Origin of the sequence: Actinoplanes sp. NPDC000266, assembly GCF_042899005.1 — a bacterium.
Lineage (GTDB): Bacteria > Actinomycetota > Actinomycetes > Mycobacteriales > Micromonosporaceae > Actinoplanes.
Genome location: NZ_JBIAZI010000017.1, coordinates 147,177 through 162,247 on the forward strand (window position 1 = coordinate 147,177; position 15,071 = coordinate 162,247).

Below are 15,071 nucleotides of genomic sequence, written 5' to 3' on the forward strand. Positions count from 1 at the left end.
TCCAGAAAAGTGGACTAGTGTTCGTCGCATGGCGGACGGCTTCGAAGCACAGCTTCGGGCGGTCTCGCTGCGTGTCACCCGTCCCCGTCTGGCGGTGCTGGCCGCGCTGCGCGACCACCCACACGTCGACACCGACGCGGTGATCTCGCTCGTTCGAGCGGATCTCCCCACGGTGTCGCACCAGGCGGTGTATGACGTACTGCGTGTGCTCACCGACGCCGGTCTGGTGCGCCGCATCCAGCCTCGTGGCGCCACGGCGCGCTACGAGACCCGGGTGGGCGACAACCACCATCACGTCGTGTGCCGGTCCTGCGGCGCGATCGCGGATGTCGCGTGCGCCGTCGGCCATGCCCCCTGTCTCACCGCGTCCGACGATCACGGCTTCGTGGTCGACGAGGCGGAAGTCGTCTACTGGGGCGTCTGCCCCGACTGTTCGGAAGGAAACTGATGAGCGACACCTTCGACCCGAAGTCCGGCGGTTGCCCGGTCGCGCACGACTCCGTCACCGCCCACGGCAGTGAGAGCGAGAACCCGGCGATCGACTCGCCGACCCCGAAGACCGGCGGGCGCCCGCACACCAACCGGGACTGGTGGCCCAACCAGCTCGACCTGAACGTGCTGCACGCCCACTCGTCCAAGGCCAACCCGCTCGGCCCCGCGTTCGAGTACGCCAAGGAGTTCGCCAAGCTCGACGTCGAGGCGATCAAGCGTGACATCGCCGAGACGCTGCACTCCTCGCAGGAGTGGTGGCCGGCCGACTTCGGCCACTACGGCGGCCTCATGATCCGCATGAGCTGGCACGCCGCGGGCACCTACCGCATCCAGGACGGCCGTGGTGGCGCCGGCGACGGTGGCCAGCGGTTCGCCCCGCTCAACAGCTGGCCCGACAACGCCAACCTCGACAAGGCCCGCCGCCTGCTCTGGCCGGTCAAGCAGAAGTACGGCCAGAAGATCTCCTGGGCCGACCTGCTGGTGCTGGCCGGCAACGTGGCCCTGGAGGACATGGGCTTCCAGACCTTCGGCTTCGGCTTCGGCCGCGTCGACACGTGGGAGCCCGAGGAGATCTTCTGGGGTCCCGAGGACACCTGGCTCGGCGACGAGCGCTACGCCTCCGAGAAGACGATGGCCGAGGGCGTCGGCGCCACCGAGATGGGCCTCATCTACGTCAACCCCGAGGGCCCGAAGGGCTCTGCCGACCCGGCAGCGGCAGCGCACTTCATCCGTGAGACCTTCGCCCGCATGGCGATGAACGACGAGGAGACCGTCGCGCTGATCGCCGGCGGCCACACCTTCGGCAAGACCCACGGCGCCGGTGTCGCCGACGGCCACGTCGGCCCCGAGCCCGAGGGCGCCCCGATCGAGGCCCAGGGCCTGGGCTGGCTGAGCACCCACGGCACCGGCAAGGGTCCCGACCAGATCACCTCCGGCCTCGAGGTGACCTGGACCGACAAGCCGACCCAGTGGAGCAACCGCTTCTTCGAGATCCTCTTCGGGTACGAGTGGGAGCTCACCACGAGCCCCGGCGGCGCCAAGCAGTACGTGGCCAAGACCACCGACGAGATCATCCCGGACCCGTTCGACGAGTCGAAGAAGCACCGCCCGACGATGCTGACGACCGACCTGTCGCTGCGCGTCGACCCGGCGTACGAGAAGATCTCCCGCCGTTTCCTGGAGAACCCCGAGGACTTCCGCCTCGCGTTCGCCAAGGCCTGGTACAAGCTGCTGCACCGTGACATGGGCCCGGTGGCCCGCTTCCTCGGCCCCTGGGTCCCCGAGGCCCAGCTCTGGCAGGACCCGGTCCCGGCCGTCGAGGGCGCCCTGGTCGGCGAGGCCGACATCGCGGCCCTGAAGCAGAAGGTCCTCGACTCGGGCCTGTCGGTCTCCGAGCTCGTCCAGCTCGCGTGGGCCTCGGCCGCGTCGTTCCGCTCCACCGACAAGCGCGGTGGCGCCAACGGCGCCCGCATCCGTCTCGAGCCCCAGCGCAGCTGGGAGGTCAACCAGCCGGTCGCGGCCGCGCTGACCAAGGTCGAGGCGATCGCCCAGGAGTTCAACGCGGCCGGCGGCGCCCAGATCTCGGTGGCCGACCTGATCGTGCTGGCCGGCTCGGCCGCGGTGGAGAAGGCGGCGGCCGACGCCGGCGTCAAGGTCACCGTGCCGTTCCGCCCGGGCCGCACCGACGCCACCCAGGAGCAGACCGACGTCGAGTCGTTCAAGGTCCTCGAGCCCCGCGCCGACGGTTTCCGCAACTACCTGCGCCCCGGCGAGAAGACCCAGCCCGAGATCCTGCTGGTCGACCGCGCGTACATGCTCAACCTGACCGCGCCCGAGATGACCGTCCTGGTCGGCGGCCTGCGCGCCCTCGGCAACAACTTCGGTGGCGCCCAGCACGGCGTTCTCACCGGCAAGCCGGGCGTGCTGACCAACGACTTCTTCGCCAACCTGCTCTCCCCGGGCACCAAGTGGAAGGCGGCGGAGAGCGGCGAGCACGTCTACGAGATCCGCGACCTCGCCACCGACCAGGTGAAGTGGACCGCCACCGCGGTCGACCTCATCTTCGGCTCCAACTCGCAGCTGCGCGCCCTCGCCGAGGTCTACGCCAGCGACGACGCCACCGAGAAGTTCGTCAACGACTTCGTCGCGGCCTGGACCAAGGTCATGGAGCTCGACCGCTACGACCTCGTCTGACCGTTTTCCGCGCAAGCCCGGCCGATCGTGATCGGCCGGGCTTTTCGCTGCCGACATCGAGACTGCTGCGTGTCCGGTCCGTGACGCGGCGCCGCGATCTTGTAGGGGTGAGACGCGTCGCCTTCAGCTGGCTGATCCATCCCGTCACCGTGCTCGGGCTGGGCCTGCTGCTGCTCAACGACCACTACCTCAAGGCGGCGCACCCGGGCTGGCTCACCGGCAAGCTCAGCGACGCGGCCGGCCTGATCATGGCGCCGGCGCTGCTGGCGGTCCTGCTCACCCCATTCGTGAAAGACCGGCGGGCCGGGCTGATCGCGACGGTCACCGTCGGGGTGGGTTTCGCCCTGGTCAAGGCTTGGCCGTACGCCACCACGACCGCCTCGGACGCATGGTCGCTGCTCCGGGCCACCGAGTTCCGCACGGACCCCACCGACCTGATCACGCTCCCGTTCCTGGCCGTGGCCCACTGGGCTTTCCGCCATTCCGTCAGCGAGACGGCCGGGCGGTGGTGGCGCGCGGCCCGGATCGGGGTGCTCCTGCCGGTCGCGCTGGTGGGGGTGGTCGCGACCAGCGCGCCGGAGAGCCCGTCGGCCGACTCGGTGGAATCGATCGGCGGGGTCCTGTACGCGGGCTCGAACGAGCAGCCATACCGCGCGGTCGACTGGTCGGTCAGCCGCGACGGCGGGCACACCTGGCTGCCGGCGTCGGCGCCGGCCGGCATCACCGAGACCGTGACGCAGCCACGGCGCGAGGCGTGCTCGAAGGCCCAGCCGAAAACCTGCTACCGGCTGGTGCCGGGCGAGCTGGCGGTCCAGATGACGACGGACGGCCGGACGTGGGCCGACGACTGGCGGCTGTCGGAGGAGGAGCGGGAGGCGCTCTACCGCGACTACGGCGACGTCTACAACCGCGACGGCCAGCTCACCGGCCGGTCGATCGTGGTGCAGGACCTGCCCTCGGGCGGGCACGTGGTGGTGGCGGCGAACCTGCGGGACGGCTTCGCGGTGCGCGACGCGGCGGGCACCTGGACGCGGATCGGCTTCCCGGCGACGGCCCGCTCGGCGGCGGCGCCGGCCCCGGACCTGAAGAAGATCACCGACTCCTACCGTTCGGAGGACGTGCTGTTCGCGGTGGCCATCGCGGTGTTGTTCGCGGGCCTGGCCGCCACCGGCGCGGCGGTCGCGGCGAACGCGCGGGCCGGCGGGAGCGCGCACTGGGCGTGGTTCCTGCTGCCGCAGCTCGCGTTCGGGCCGTTCCTGCTGTTGTTCGCCGAGCTCGGGCGTACGGACCCGTCCTCGGTGTTGTTCGCCTTTCCGTTCCTGGCGGTGGCGGTGACCGCCTTCGTGGGCCTGCTCTGCGTCATCGTCGTGACGGCGATCGCCATGAACCGCCTACCGCGCTCGGGACGGTGGCTCCTCCGTACGGCCGCAATTTTCTTGATCTTCGCCATCGTGCAGGCCGGAGTGGTCGTCGCGTGGTTGCGGAACGGCGCCGAGCACGGCCTGACGCTGGCGCTGGTCTCCCTCGTCGTGTGGTCGGCCGCGCTGGCCGCCGCGGCCGTCCTCGACCAGCGCGCCGGCGTCTTCGATCAGAGCCGGAACCGGTGATCAGAGCCGGAACCGGCCGACCATGACCTGAAGCTCGGACGACACCCGCGACAGGTTGTCGACGGTGGTGGTGGCGCGGGCCAGGGCGGCGGTGGTCGACTGGGCCGCGTTGGCCACGCCGGTGATGTTGGAGGCGATGTCGGTCGTGCCGCCGGACGCGTCCCCGACGCTGCGGGTCATCTCGCCCGTGGTGGCCGTCTGCTCCTCGACCGCCGACGCGATGGTCACCTGATAGTCGTTGATCCGGGCGATGATCCGGCTGATCTCCCCGATGGCGTCGACCGCGCTGGACGTGTCGGCCTGGATGGCCTCGACCCGCCGCGAGATGTCCTCGGTCGCCTTGGCCGTCTCCTGGGCCAGATCCTTGACCTCACCGGCCACGACGGCGAAGCCCTTACCGGTCTCGCCGGCCCGGGCGGCCTCGATGGTCGCGTTGAGCGCCAGCAGGTTCGTCTGCTCGGCGATGGCGGTGATCGTCTTGACCACGTTGCCGATCTCGGCCGAACTCTCGCCCAGCTTGGAGACGGTGCGATTGGTGGCCTCGGCGACCCCGACGGCCTGGGCCGCGACCTGCACGGCGTCGTTGGCGTTCTGGCTGATCTCCCGGATCGAGGCGCCCATCTCCTCCGAGCCGGCGGCGACGGTGGAGACGTTCACCGAGACCTGGTCGGCGGCCGAGGACACCATGTCGGCTTGCGCGGCGGCCTCCCGGGCGTGGGTCGAGATCTCCTGGTTGGCGTGTGACAGGTCGGCGCCGGCCGCGGCGAGGGTGGCGGCGGTGGCGGTGACCTCGTTGAGGGTGTGCCGCAGCCCGTCCCGGGCCTCGTTGACGGCGATGGCCATCTCGCCGATCTCGTCCCGCCCGTAGACGGTGGCGGAGGTGGTCAGGTCGTTGGCGGCGAGCGAGCGCAGCGCGTTGCCGACGGAGGTGACCTGGCGCTTGATGGAGGAGGAGATGACGTACGCCAGCACGAGCCCGAGCAGCAGGCCCACGACGATGGCGATGATGACCCAGGTCCGGGCCGTGGAGTAGGCGGCGGAGGCCTTCTCGGCCCGGTCGTTGGCCTCGGTCTTCTCGAGGTTCCGGAGCTGGCTGACAGTGTCGTTGACGGTGCCCTCGGCTTCGTCGAAGGCGGCGCCGACATCGGTCGGCATGGTGAAGCCGGCCGGCGGGGTCTCCCGGTAGAGCAGAACGTTGCGCAGGTCCCGGTAGGTGGCGAACGCCTCGGTCAGGGCCGTCACGGCGGCCTGCCGGGTGGCCGACCCGGCCGCGGCCGTGCCGTAGGCCTCGAGCGACTCGTCGATCTCGGCGTCGGCGGCCTTGGTCTGCGTGACGGCGTCGGCCTTCTCGGCGGCGGAGGCCCCGAGGCTGTAGATGAGCATCTCGCGGTACATGTCGGCCATGCCGCCCTGAACGCCGAGGAGGTTGGCCATGCTCTCGACGTGCTTGGTCTTCATCGTCTCGAGCTCGCCGTTGAGAGTGCTCATCCGGTTGATGCCGATGACGCCGACCCCGAGCGCGGCCACGGTCAGAACCGCGACCAGCACCCCGATCTTGGTATTGATCTTCATATTGGCGAACCACCGCGTCACGGCGTTACCGGCGGGGTGAGACATGCTCGTCGTCATGGGTGCCTCGTGTCGGTCGTCAACCCTCTGCTGAAGGCAGCTCACCTGACAAATCGGTCAGGGGGGAATAGGTGTGAGCTTTAACGGTCTTCTTGAGCAACCCAAAATAAACCGCGCTGCTCCGCCTGCCCTGCCGCGCGCGCCCCGGCTTGTGCCACCGCCCACTTCCGCTCCGCCTCGTCGCCGTCACGCCCGTCTCGCCACCCCCTCCCGCCCCGCCCCGCCACTATCTCCCGCGCTGCACGCCCCTCCCGCGCTGCGCGCCCCTCCCGCGCTGCGCGCCCCTCCCGCGCTGCGCGCCCCTCCCGCGCTGCGCGCCCCTCCCGCGCTGCGCGCCCCTCCCGCGTGGCCGGCGCCGGATCTCGCCCACGTGCTGTCACGGGCGTGCTCGTTTGTGACGGAGCGCGCGATTTCGCGCAGAGTGGTGAGCGTTCAGCAGACGACCGGTGCGGCCAAGAGGCGCAGGGACTCGGCGACGGTGGCGGCCATGGCGGCCCGGGCCGGTGCCAGGTAGCGGCGCGGGTCGACCAGGTCGGGGCGGTCGCCGAGGGTGGTGCGGACCGCGCCGGTGAAGGCCAGGTTGAGGGCCGTGCCGATGTTGACCTTCGCCATGCCGGCCCGCACGGCGGCGGCCAGCTCCTCGTCGGGCACCCCCGACGAGCCGTGCAGCACCAGCGGAACGTCGACGGCGATCCGCAGCCGGGCGATCAGGTGGTGGTCGAGCGCGGCGGTCCGGCTGGTCATGGCGTGCGAGGAGCCGACGGCCACGGCGAGCCCGTCGACACCGGTAGCCGTGACGAAGGCGGCGGCTTCAGCCGGATCGGTGCGTACGCCCGGAGCGTGAGCACCGTCCTTGCCACCCACTTCGCCGAGCTCGCTCTCCACCCACAGCCCTGCCGCATGGCACCGCTTGACAGCGGCGGCGGTGAAGGCGACATTCTCGCCGTACGGCAACTTCGAAGCGTCGACCATCACCGACCCGAAGCCGTTGACGAGCGCGGCGTCGACCAGCGCCGGATCCTCGACATGATCGAGATGCAACGCCACGGCCACGACGGCCTCCTCGGCGACGGCCCGGGCCGCGGCGGCGATCGGCGCCAGCCGCCCGTGATGGAAGCGCACAGCGTTCTCACTGATCTGAAGAATCACCGGCAATCCCGCCTCCTCGGCCCCGGAGACGATCGCCTCGGCATGCTCAACGGTGATCACGTTGAAGGCGCCGACGGCACAGCCGTTCGAGCGCGCCGCGGCAACCAGCTCACCGGTCGGGGTCAGCATGTCGAGCTCCTGGAAGTCATTTGATGGCTGCTGAGGAAAGCCAAGGTGTGGCGGTAGACCTCGGGGTCGAAGGACCCGGCGACCGGGGAAACCACGGCGGCTGCGGAAAGGGCGACGGCGTCAGCGAGCAACTCGGGCCAGTCGGTGGCGTCGCGCAGCCCGCGGGCGAGTGCGGCGACACAGGCGTCGCCGGCGCCGGTGGGGTTGCCGTCGAGCGGTGCGGGCGGAGTGCACGAATGGACGGCGTCGGGCGTGACCGCCAGCAGCCCGTCCGGTCCACGCGAGATGACGATAGCGGCGGCGGTCAGTTCACGAACGAACGAAAGCATTCCGTCATCCAGCCCGAACATACCTGCCGCGGGTTGGCCGAGGAGTCCGGCAGTGGAGTGGCTGAGGGGCGTGGCGGCCGAAGGGCGGAGGAGTGCGGCAGCGAAGGGGCTGAGCGGCGTGGCAGCCGAGGTACTGAGGGGTGCGGCGGCGGAAGGACTGGAGGGCGTGGTGCCGGAAGGACTGGAGGGCGTGGTGCCGGAAGGACTGGAGGGTGCGGCGGCGGAAGGACTGGAGGGTGCGGCGGCGGAAGGGCCGAGAGATGCGGCGGCGGAAAGGCTGAAGGGCGGAGCGCTCAGAGGGCTGAGGAGACCTGCATCGGAATTGCTGGAGGGCGCGGCGGAGGAGAGAGCGAAGGGTGCGGCTTGGGGTGGAGGGGTTCGGGCGGTGAGGAGTTCGGTGAGTTCTGCCGCGTTCGGCTTGGCGATGGTGGGGGTGGCGCGTAGGCCGTGGTGCAGAGGCGGGCCGCTGGTGTCCAGGACAGAAGGGACGCCGGCTTCGGTGGCCAGGCGGATGAGCGTGGCGTAAGCGTCCAAAGGAAGGCCGGGCGGCAACGAGCCGCATAGGGCGACCACGGAAGCTCGGGGAAGCAAGCCGCTGAAGTGGGCCACGAAGCGGGACCACTCGTCAGATGAGATGACCGGGCCTGGCTCCCAGAAACCAGTGGCGTCCGCGGCGTCGACCACGGCGACGGTGCGGCGGGTCTCCCCGGTGATGGGTGCGAACGAAGTGGGCACGCCCTCGGTGTCCAAAAGGGACGCCACCCGGGTGCCGGTGTCGCCGCCGAGGAGGCCGGTGGCCAGCACGGGCTCGCCGAGCGCGTGCAGGACGCGGGCGACGTTGAGGCCCTTGCCGCCTGGGCGTTCGGCGACGGTGGCCACGCGATGGGTGCCGTGTGGGACCAGGGCGTCGACGCCGTACGTCAGATCCAGAGCCGGATTCAAGGTGACGGTGACGATCATGGGCGCCCTCACGAGACGCGCCCCGCCTCGGGCGAAGGGGAACAGCGGGCCCTGGCGAACTGACCGCCGGACTGGCTACCGGCTAGGCGTTGACAGTGATTCAACTGATCGAACGTGCACGTGTCAATAGTCGTTCGTGCGCGTATGGTGCCTCGCAAGTGTTCATATGGACAAGATGGAGCGCGGATATGACCGAGTTCGACGTGCTGGTCGTGGGGGACGCCAACCCGGATCTGCTGCTGCGGGGGGATGTGCGGCCGCGCTTCGGGCAGGAGGAGCAGCTGCTCACGGCGGCCGAGCTGGTGCTGGGCGGGTCGGCGGCGATCACGGCGGTCGGTTGCGCGAAGCTCGGGCTGCGTACGGCGTTGCTGGCGGCGGTGGGCGACGACATGTTCGGAACGCTCGTGCGGGAGCAGCTCACCGGCGTACATCTGGTGTCGCCTGAAGCCGCCGGCAGGCCGACCGGACTGACCGTCATCCTGTCCGAGCCGGACGACCGCGCGATGCTGACGCTGCCGGGGACGATCTCGGCGTTGCGGCCCGAGCACGTGACCGCCGAACTGCTCGTTCGTGCGCGACATGTCCATGTGGCATCGCTCTATTTGCAGCCGGAGCTGGCAAAAGGACTCGCGGGCGTGTTCGAACGCGCACACGGGCTGGGCCGAACGACATCGCTGGACACGAATTTCGATCCGTCGGGGGAGTGGGCGGCGATCGAGGACATCCTCGAGCACACGGACTACTTCCTGCCGAATGCCGCCGAGCTGCTGGCCGTGACCGGCGCCGCGAGGCGGAGGAAAGCTGCGGGGCCGGAGGTGGGCGCAACGCGGGGAGAGGCCTCGAGGCAAGGGAATGCCGCAGGGGTGGAGATGGTCGCGACGCCCGGCGAGGTCGCGGCGGTGGATAGGGGAGCGGCGCTGGAGGAGGCGGCGGCCGCGCTCGTTCAGGGCGGCACGACGGTGGTGATGAAGGATGGTGCTCGGGGTGCCCGTTCCTGGTGGTCGGGCGGGGAGTGCGCGGCGCCGGGTAAGGCTGTCGAGGTGGTCGACGCCACCGGGGCGGGGGACAGCTTCAACGCGGGCTTTCTCGCGGCGCGGCTTGACGGGCGTGACATGGCCGAGGCCGTGCGGTGGGCGGCCGTGGCGGGATCGCTCAGCACGCGCGCTGCCGGAGGGACCGCTGCCCAAGCTACGCGGCAGGATCTGGTCTGAACTCACGCCAACACCGGTGCTGGTCAGCCCTTGAGGCCTGAGAACGTCATGGTGGCTATGAACTTGCGCTGGGCCACCAGGAAAGCGACGATCAGCGGGGCCGTGGCCAGGACGTTGCCGGCCATCAGCTGGGACCACTCGGTGCGGCGCATTCCCTGGAAGTTGGCCAGGCCCACCTGCAAAGTGAAGCGGTTGTCGTCGGAGATGGCGACCAGCGGCCACAACAGGTCGTTCCAGCTCGACAGCAGCGTGAAGATGGCCAGCGTGGCCAAGGCCGGCCGGGCCAGGGGCAGCACGATGCTCCAGAACGTGCGCCACGTGCCGCAACCGTCGATGAGGGCGGCCTCCTCCAGTTCGACCGGGAGGGCCAGGAAGAACTGGCGCATCAGGAAGATGCCGAATGCCGAGGCCAGCCACGGTACGAAGGCCGCGGCCAAGGTGTCCACGATGCCGATCCGGGCGAACATCAGGTACGTCGGGATCATCAGGAGCTGGATCGGGATCATCACCGTGGCCACGATGACCAGGAACGCCACGCCTCGGCCGGCGAACTTCAGGCGGGCGAAGCCGTAGCCCGCCGTCGAGCAGAGGATCAGGTGGCCGATGACGGAAACGACAGAAACGAGCACGCTGTTGAACAGCCAGCGCAGGGCCGGTGTCTCGGTGAGCAGCGACCGGTAGCCCTCCAGGTGGAGGCTGGTCGGCAACAACTGAGGCGGGAACTGGTTGATTTCCGCCGACGACATGAACGAGGTCAGCACCATCTGTACGAGTGGCAGCACGAATAGCAGGGCGAGCGGCATGAGCAGCAGATGCCACGGGCTGAACGGGAGACGCCACCGCATCAGAAGACCTCCGAACCGCGTCGACGGCCGTACCAGATGACGAGCAGCGTGAGCAGGAACGTCACCGCGAAAAGCAGGTACGCCGCCGCGGCCCCGTACCCCAGTCTCTGGGTTTGAAAGGCCAGTTCGTAGATGTAATAGACGACCGTCTGGGTGCTGTTGAGCGGCCCGCCGCGCGTCGTGGTGTAGATCAGGTCGAACAATTGCATCGCCGTGATGGTCTGCCAGACCGCCGTGAAGACGGTGACCGGCCGCAGTTCCGGGAGCGTCACGTGCCGGAAGACCCGCCACTTTCCGGCGCCGTCCATGCGGGCCGCCTCGACGAGCTCACGGGGAATGTCCTGCAACGCCGCCAGGTAGATGACTGTGGTGAATCCGACCTCGCCCCAGAGCGCGATCAGGCAGATGACGTACAGCGCCTGCGAGGGGCTCTCCAGGAACTGCTGGGCCGGGATGCCGAGGTGGCGCAGCACGTCGTTGGCCGCGCCGAACTGGGGATTGAAGACGAATCCGGCCAGGATTCCGGTCGCCGCGGCCGACGCCACGTACGGCACGAACAGGCAGGTCCGGTAGAAGCCGATGAGCCGGATCTTCTGGTTGAGCGCGACCGCCAGCAGAATGCCCAGGAAAATTGACGTCGGCACGAAAAGCGCCGTGAGCAGCAACGTGTGCCGGGCCGCGGCCAGCATGTCCGGATCGGTGGCCAGTCTCTGGTAGTTCGCCCAGCCGACCTGGGTGGCCGGGGCGATGCCGTTCCATTTGGCGCGCGAGATGAAGAACGCCCACACCGCCGGGAAGAGGGACAGGCCGGCGACCAATGCGGTAGCCGGCCCGGCGAAAGCCCATCCGGTCAGATTGCGGCGCGCCGAACGACGGCGGCGAGTCGGCTGGGCGAACGCGCGCGAGGAGGCCGCGAAAGTGACCGCCATCAGTTCTCCACGGCGTCGGCCGACTTCTTCGCGGCCGCGTCCAGGGCGTCCTTCGCCGACGACTTGCCCTGCAGGACCGAGGCGATCGCGTCACCGACGTTGCGCGACAGCACCTCGTAGCCGGGCACGGTCGGACGGGCCTGCTTGGCGTTCGCCAGATTGTCGAAGAACTTCTGCCCGCCCGGATACTCCTTGACGTACGCCGCGAACTCCGGTGTGTCCTTCTCCGAGGTGCGCAGGGGCAGGTTGCCGACCGCGAGGTTCCATTTGGCGTCGGTCTCGGCGCTGGTCAGCCATTTGATGAAATCGCGTGAGGCGCCGGCCCGGTTGACGTCGTCGTGGTCGAACAGCACCCACAGGTCGGGCCCGGAGACGGTCTGGTGGTCGCCGTTCACGCCGGGCAGATTCGCCACCCCGTACGAAAGCTTGGCCTCTTTGATTTCCAGCAGCGCCCACGGCCCGGAGATGATCATGCCGATGCGGCCACTGTTGAACAGGGGGTGGTATTTCTCGTCGGTCTGGTCGAGGTACATCGACTTGTCGTCGACCGCCATCGCGCGCAGTGTCTCGAGGGCCTTCACACCGGCGTCGGAATTGAACGCGGGTTTCGTCCCGTCGAGGATCTGGCCGCCGTTCTGCCACAGCAGCGGCCAGAGATGCCAGGTCGTGTCCTCGCTGCCCGAGACGGAATAAGCCGTGCCGTAGGTGTTGGTGGCCGGATCCGTCAGTTTCGCGGCCGCCGCGCGGAAGTCCTCCCATGTCCAGTCGTCGGTGGGATAGCCGACGCCCGCCTTGTCGAAGATGGCCTTGTTGTAGAGCAGGGCGAGGTTGTCGACCAGCGCCGGAATGCCGATGACCTTGCCGTCGGCGGTGGCCACGGTGCGGGCGGCGGCTGGCATCTCGTCCCATTTGAAGGACGGGTCATTGACGTACGAGGTCAGGTCCTGTGTCTTGCCGCTCGCGCCGAGGTCGCCGGCCCAGTTCCCGTACGCGTAAGAGATGTCGGGGTAGCTGCCGCCGGTGAAACCGGCGGACAGTTTCGTGAGCAGATCGTCGGTCGTCGGCGCGCCTGGCGAGGTCTTGATCGTGACGTTGGGATGCAGTTTGTGGTAGTCGGCCGCGAGCGATTCGGCGACCTTTTCCGCGTCCTCGGTCTGACCGGTCCACCACGTCAGTTCCACCGTCGCCTGGGGGTCGTAACCGGCGGCGGCGTCCTTTCCATCGTCCTGGGTGCCGCCCATGCAGGCGGAAAGAAGCAGGGCGGCCGTCACACCGCCGGCGAGCAGTCGGGGGGTTCGCATCTCGGGGGCACCTCCGTGGTCATGTGAGCACGACGGAACGAGTGAGCAGTCGAGGAGCGTCGGGGTCGAGGCCGCGGTGGGCGGCCAGGGCGAGGGCGAAACGCTGGGCGAGCACGAGTTGGGCGAGCGGGTCACGCCGGTCGCGGTACGCGGTGGCGCCGGCCGCGCGGGCGACGTCGTCGAGACCGGGCGGCACGTCGCCGAACGACCAGACGAGGCTGCGCGGCCCGGCCACAGCGACCGGTCCGTGCCGGAAGTCCATGGCCGGGTACGACTCCGAGTGCGCTTGTGCAGACTCGCGCACTTTCAGTGCGGCTTCGTGAGCGAGTCCGACCGTCCAGCCCGTGCCGAGGAAGACGAGATGATCGATCGAGGCCGGGTCGGCGGGCAGATCGGCCGTCAGCGCGTCACGGCCGTCGGCGATGGCAGATTCGAGATCGGCGCCGTACGCGCTTCGCGCGAGCACAAGCACACTCGTCGGGAACCGGGTCTGCACGACACTGCGCTCGTCGGCGAAGTCGAGCAGCAGCTGGGCGTCGGTCAGGTCGTCGACCGGCTCGCCCCGGACCGCGGTGACCGCGACCCGGCGCGCACCGGAGGGCACGTTTCTGAGCGCTTCGAGCACTTCGGTCGACGTGCCCGATCGGGTCACCGCCACCACGCGGTCGTAGTGGCGGCGCGGAACGTACTCGGAGGCGCAGATGGCGTCGGTCTCGCCGAGGCCGGCGCTCTCGCGCAGCTCGGCGATGCTCTGCGCGACGAACCAGGAGGTGCCGCAGCCGAGGATGAGCATGCGCTCGCCCGGTGCGACGAGTTCGTGGCCGTCCAGTGAAGCGGCTTTCTCCCACACCACCGGCTGGCTGGAGATCTCGGCGGAGGTGTCATTCATGTTCGCTGATTATGCTCGTTTGCTTTCGTTTAACAAGATGTGCGCAGCAAACGAGCATTCCATGCTGCGTGTTTCAGAGCGACGAGGGCTAGCGCAGCGCGGCGGGGATCAAGTCGCCGTGGGCGGTGGTCAGTTCGTCGCAGAGGGACCAGATCTGGTCGAGGGTCAGGGTGGCGGCTGTGTTCGGATCGAGCATGGCGGCCTGTCGTATTTTGCGCGGATCGCCGTCGAGCATCGCCTGGACGGTCAGTTCGCCGACGCTGATGAAACTGCGGTTGAGTGCGGCGCACTGTGGTGGCAGGGCGCCTACGCGTTCGGGGCGCACGCCCAGGCGGTCGACCACGCAGGGCACCTCGACGGCGTAGCCCTCGGGGAGGTTGCTGATCAGGCCGTGGTTGGCGACGTTCGCGTGGATGCGGCGGCGCTCGCCCGTCACGATGCTGTGGATGATCTGCGGGGCGTACTCGGTCGCCTCGCGCGTCAGGTCCAGCGGCTTTCCGGCTCGCAGGTCGTCCCGGGTGCGGTGATATTCGGCCACGTTGTCGGCGCTGATCCGCAGGTAGTCGCCGACCGGGATGCGCAGGCGGGTGATCTCGTCGTCGTGGTGGAGGTACCAGGGGACGTACTCCGAAGAATGCTCGCTCGTCTCGGTCGGGAAGTAGCCGAGTCGCCGGTACATGTCCATACGTACGCGTCTGCGCAGTGAAGTGTCCCTGGTGAGCAGCGCGTCCAGGCGGGGGTAGAGCGACTCGCCCCGATGCTCGAAACGCAGCAGCCAAGACTGGTGGTTGACGCCGGCGCCGGTGTAGTCGATCTCCTCCAGCGGGACCTCCAGCAGCTCGGCCAGGTCGTGCACGGTCCAGAAGACCGAGTGGCACAGGCCGGCCACCTTCAGATCGGGGGCGATCGCGGCCAGGTAGGCCACGTTCATCGCCATCGGGTTCGTGTAGTTGAGCAGCCACGCGTCCGGGCACAGCTCGCGCATGTCGGTTGCGATCGCTTCGAGCACCGGGAAAGTGCGCAGTGCGCGGAAGATGCCGCCGACGCCGAGCGTGTCGGCGATGGTCTGCCTGAGGCCGAAGCGGGCGGGGATCTCGAAGTCGCGGACCGTCGCCTCGTACATGCCGACCTGGATGGCGTTGATGACGAAGTCGGCGTCCCGCAAGGCCTCCCGGCGATCGAGCGAAGCCCTGATCACGGGCCGCGCGCCGAGCTGATCGGCGGTGCGCTGGGCGATGAGCGAGGCGGTCTCGAGACGTTCGGGATCGATGTCGTGCAGGGACAGGGTGACCCCGCGCAGCTCGTCGAAGGAGAGGATGTCGGCCAGCAGCTCGCGGGTGAAGACCACGCTGCCGGCCCCGAGAAAAGCGATCACCGTCATGCGCGGATTGTTGGCCTTCGCGCACAG

Annotated in this window: 12 protein-coding genes; 4 read left to right on the forward strand and 8 right to left on the reverse strand. The window is 69.2% G+C overall.

The genetic code is table 11. From position 1 onward, the window contains the following. Nucleotides 1-28 precede the first annotated feature (28 nt). The 3 genes from ACFY36_RS46690 (at nucleotide 29) to ACFY36_RS46700 (ending at nucleotide 4,292) form a co-directional block, all read left to right on the forward strand. Nucleotides 29-448, forward strand: a complete 420-nt coding sequence (locus tag ACFY36_RS46690) for a Fur family transcriptional regulator (RefSeq protein ID WP_499752380.1) — start codon at nucleotides 29-31, stop codon at nucleotides 446-448. Continuing rightward, nucleotides 448-2,685, forward strand: coding sequence for a catalase/peroxidase HPI (katG, locus tag ACFY36_RS46695; RefSeq protein ID WP_499752381.1), 2,238 nt, complete (start codon nucleotides 448-450; stop codon nucleotides 2,683-2,685). The genes ACFY36_RS46690 and katG overlap by 1 nt, the downstream gene beginning before the upstream one ends. Nucleotides 2,686-2,792: 107 nt before the next feature. Further along, nucleotides 2,793-4,292 carry a hypothetical protein gene (locus ACFY36_RS46700; RefSeq protein ID WP_499752382.1) on the forward strand — a complete coding sequence of 500 codons (1,500 nt, stop codon included), beginning with the start codon at nucleotides 2,793-2,795 and terminating at the stop codon, nucleotides 4,290-4,292. Here the strand turns inward: ACFY36_RS46700 and ACFY36_RS46705 are convergent, their stop codons facing one another. The 3 genes from ACFY36_RS46705 to ACFY36_RS46715 all read right to left on the reverse strand — a co-directional run bounded on the left by ACFY36_RS46705 (nucleotide 4,293) and on the right by ACFY36_RS46715 (nucleotide 8,488). Then, nucleotides 4,293-5,864 carry a methyl-accepting chemotaxis protein gene (locus ACFY36_RS46705; protein WP_499752383.1) on the reverse strand — a complete coding sequence of 524 codons (1,572 nt, stop codon included), beginning with the start codon at nucleotides 5,862-5,864 and terminating at the stop codon, nucleotides 4,293-4,295. A 489-nt stretch (nucleotides 5,865-6,353) separates the two neighbouring features. Beyond that, the gene (locus ACFY36_RS46710; protein ID WP_499752384.1) at nucleotides 6,354-7,199 is read right to left on the reverse strand and encodes a class II fructose-bisphosphate aldolase; all 846 of its coding nucleotides are present in this window, start codon (nucleotides 7,197-7,199) and stop codon (nucleotides 6,354-6,356) included. Further along, on the reverse strand, nucleotides 7,193-8,488 hold the full coding sequence (locus ACFY36_RS46715) for a 1-phosphofructokinase family hexose kinase (RefSeq protein WP_499752385.1): 1,296 nt from the start codon (nucleotides 8,486-8,488) through the stop codon (nucleotides 7,193-7,195). The genes ACFY36_RS46710 and ACFY36_RS46715 overlap by 7 nt, the downstream gene beginning before the upstream one ends. A 188-nt stretch (nucleotides 8,489-8,676) precedes the next feature. On the opposite strand from ACFY36_RS46715, the gene ACFY36_RS46720 reads away from it, so the two are divergent. Further along, nucleotides 8,677-9,699: a carbohydrate kinase family protein gene (locus ACFY36_RS46720; RefSeq protein ID WP_499752386.1), complete on the forward strand. Its 1,023-nt coding sequence runs from the start codon at nucleotides 8,677-8,679 to the stop codon at nucleotides 9,697-9,699. 23 nt (nucleotides 9,700-9,722) lie between these two features. Here ACFY36_RS46720 and ACFY36_RS46725 read toward each other — a convergent pair whose 3' ends face one another. The 5 genes from ACFY36_RS46725 to ACFY36_RS46745 form a co-directional block, all read right to left on the reverse strand. Beyond that, nucleotides 9,723-10,544: a carbohydrate ABC transporter permease gene (locus tag ACFY36_RS46725; protein WP_499752387.1), complete on the reverse strand. Its 822-nt coding sequence runs from the start codon at nucleotides 10,542-10,544 to the stop codon at nucleotides 9,723-9,725. Then, nucleotides 10,544-11,473, reverse strand: a complete 930-nt coding sequence (locus ACFY36_RS46730) for a carbohydrate ABC transporter permease (protein WP_499752388.1) — start codon at nucleotides 11,471-11,473, stop codon at nucleotides 10,544-10,546. Before ACFY36_RS46730 ends, ACFY36_RS46725 begins: the two co-directional genes overlap by 1 nt. Next, complete coding sequence (locus tag ACFY36_RS46735; protein WP_499752389.1) at nucleotides 11,473-12,774, reverse strand: ABC transporter substrate-binding protein; 1,302 nt, start codon at nucleotides 12,772-12,774, stop codon at nucleotides 11,473-11,475. The genes ACFY36_RS46730 and ACFY36_RS46735 overlap by 1 nt, the downstream gene beginning before the upstream one ends. 19 nt (nucleotides 12,775-12,793) lie before the next feature. Then, nucleotides 12,794-13,663 carry an SIS domain-containing protein gene (locus tag ACFY36_RS46740; protein WP_499752390.1) on the reverse strand — a complete coding sequence of 290 codons (870 nt, stop codon included), beginning with the start codon at nucleotides 13,661-13,663 and terminating at the stop codon, nucleotides 12,794-12,796. Nucleotides 13,664-13,751: 88 nt separating this feature from the next. Then, nucleotides 13,752-15,044 carry an alpha-glucosidase/alpha-galactosidase gene (locus ACFY36_RS46745; RefSeq protein WP_499752391.1) on the reverse strand — a complete coding sequence of 431 codons (1,293 nt, stop codon included), beginning with the start codon at nucleotides 15,042-15,044 and terminating at the stop codon, nucleotides 13,752-13,754. Nucleotides 15,045-15,071 lie beyond the last annotated feature (27 nt).

Coding starts and splice junctions, on each gene's coding strand:
- ACFY36_RS46690 (WP_499752380.1), top strand. CDS start 29: ATGGCGGACGGCTTCGAAGCACAGCTTCGGGCGGTCTCGCTGCGTGTC.
- katG (WP_499752381.1), top strand. CDS start 448: ATGAGCGACACCTTCGACCCGAAGTCCGGCGGTTGCCCGGTCGCGCAC.
- ACFY36_RS46705 (WP_499752383.1), bottom strand. CDS start 5,864: ATGAAGATCAATACCAAGATCGGGGTGCTGGTCGCGGTTCTGACCGTG.
- ACFY36_RS46710 (WP_499752384.1), bottom strand. CDS start 7,199: ATGCTGACCCCGACCGGTGAGCTGGTTGCCGCGGCGCGCTCGAACGGC.
- ACFY36_RS46715 (WP_499752385.1), bottom strand. CDS start 8,488: ATGATCGTCACCGTCACCTTGAATCCGGCTCTGGATCTGACGTACGGC.
- ACFY36_RS46720 (WP_499752386.1), top strand. CDS start 8,677: ATGACCGAGTTCGACGTGCTGGTCGTGGGGGACGCCAACCCGGATCTG.
- ACFY36_RS46725 (WP_499752387.1), bottom strand. CDS start 10,544: ATGCGGTGGCGTCTCCCGTTCAGCCCGTGGCATCTGCTGCTCATGCCG.
- ACFY36_RS46730 (WP_499752388.1), bottom strand. CDS start 11,473: ATGGCGGTCACTTTCGCGGCCTCCTCGCGCGCGTTCGCCCAGCCGACT.
- ACFY36_RS46735 (WP_499752389.1), bottom strand. CDS start 12,774: ATGCGAACCCCCCGACTGCTCGCCGGCGGTGTGACGGCCGCCCTGCTT.
- ACFY36_RS46740 (WP_499752390.1), bottom strand. CDS start 13,663: ATGAATGACACCTCCGCCGAGATCTCCAGCCAGCCGGTGGTGTGGGAG.
- ACFY36_RS46745 (WP_499752391.1), bottom strand. CDS start 15,044: ATGACGGTGATCGCTTTTCTCGGGGCCGGCAGCGTGGTCTTCACCCGC.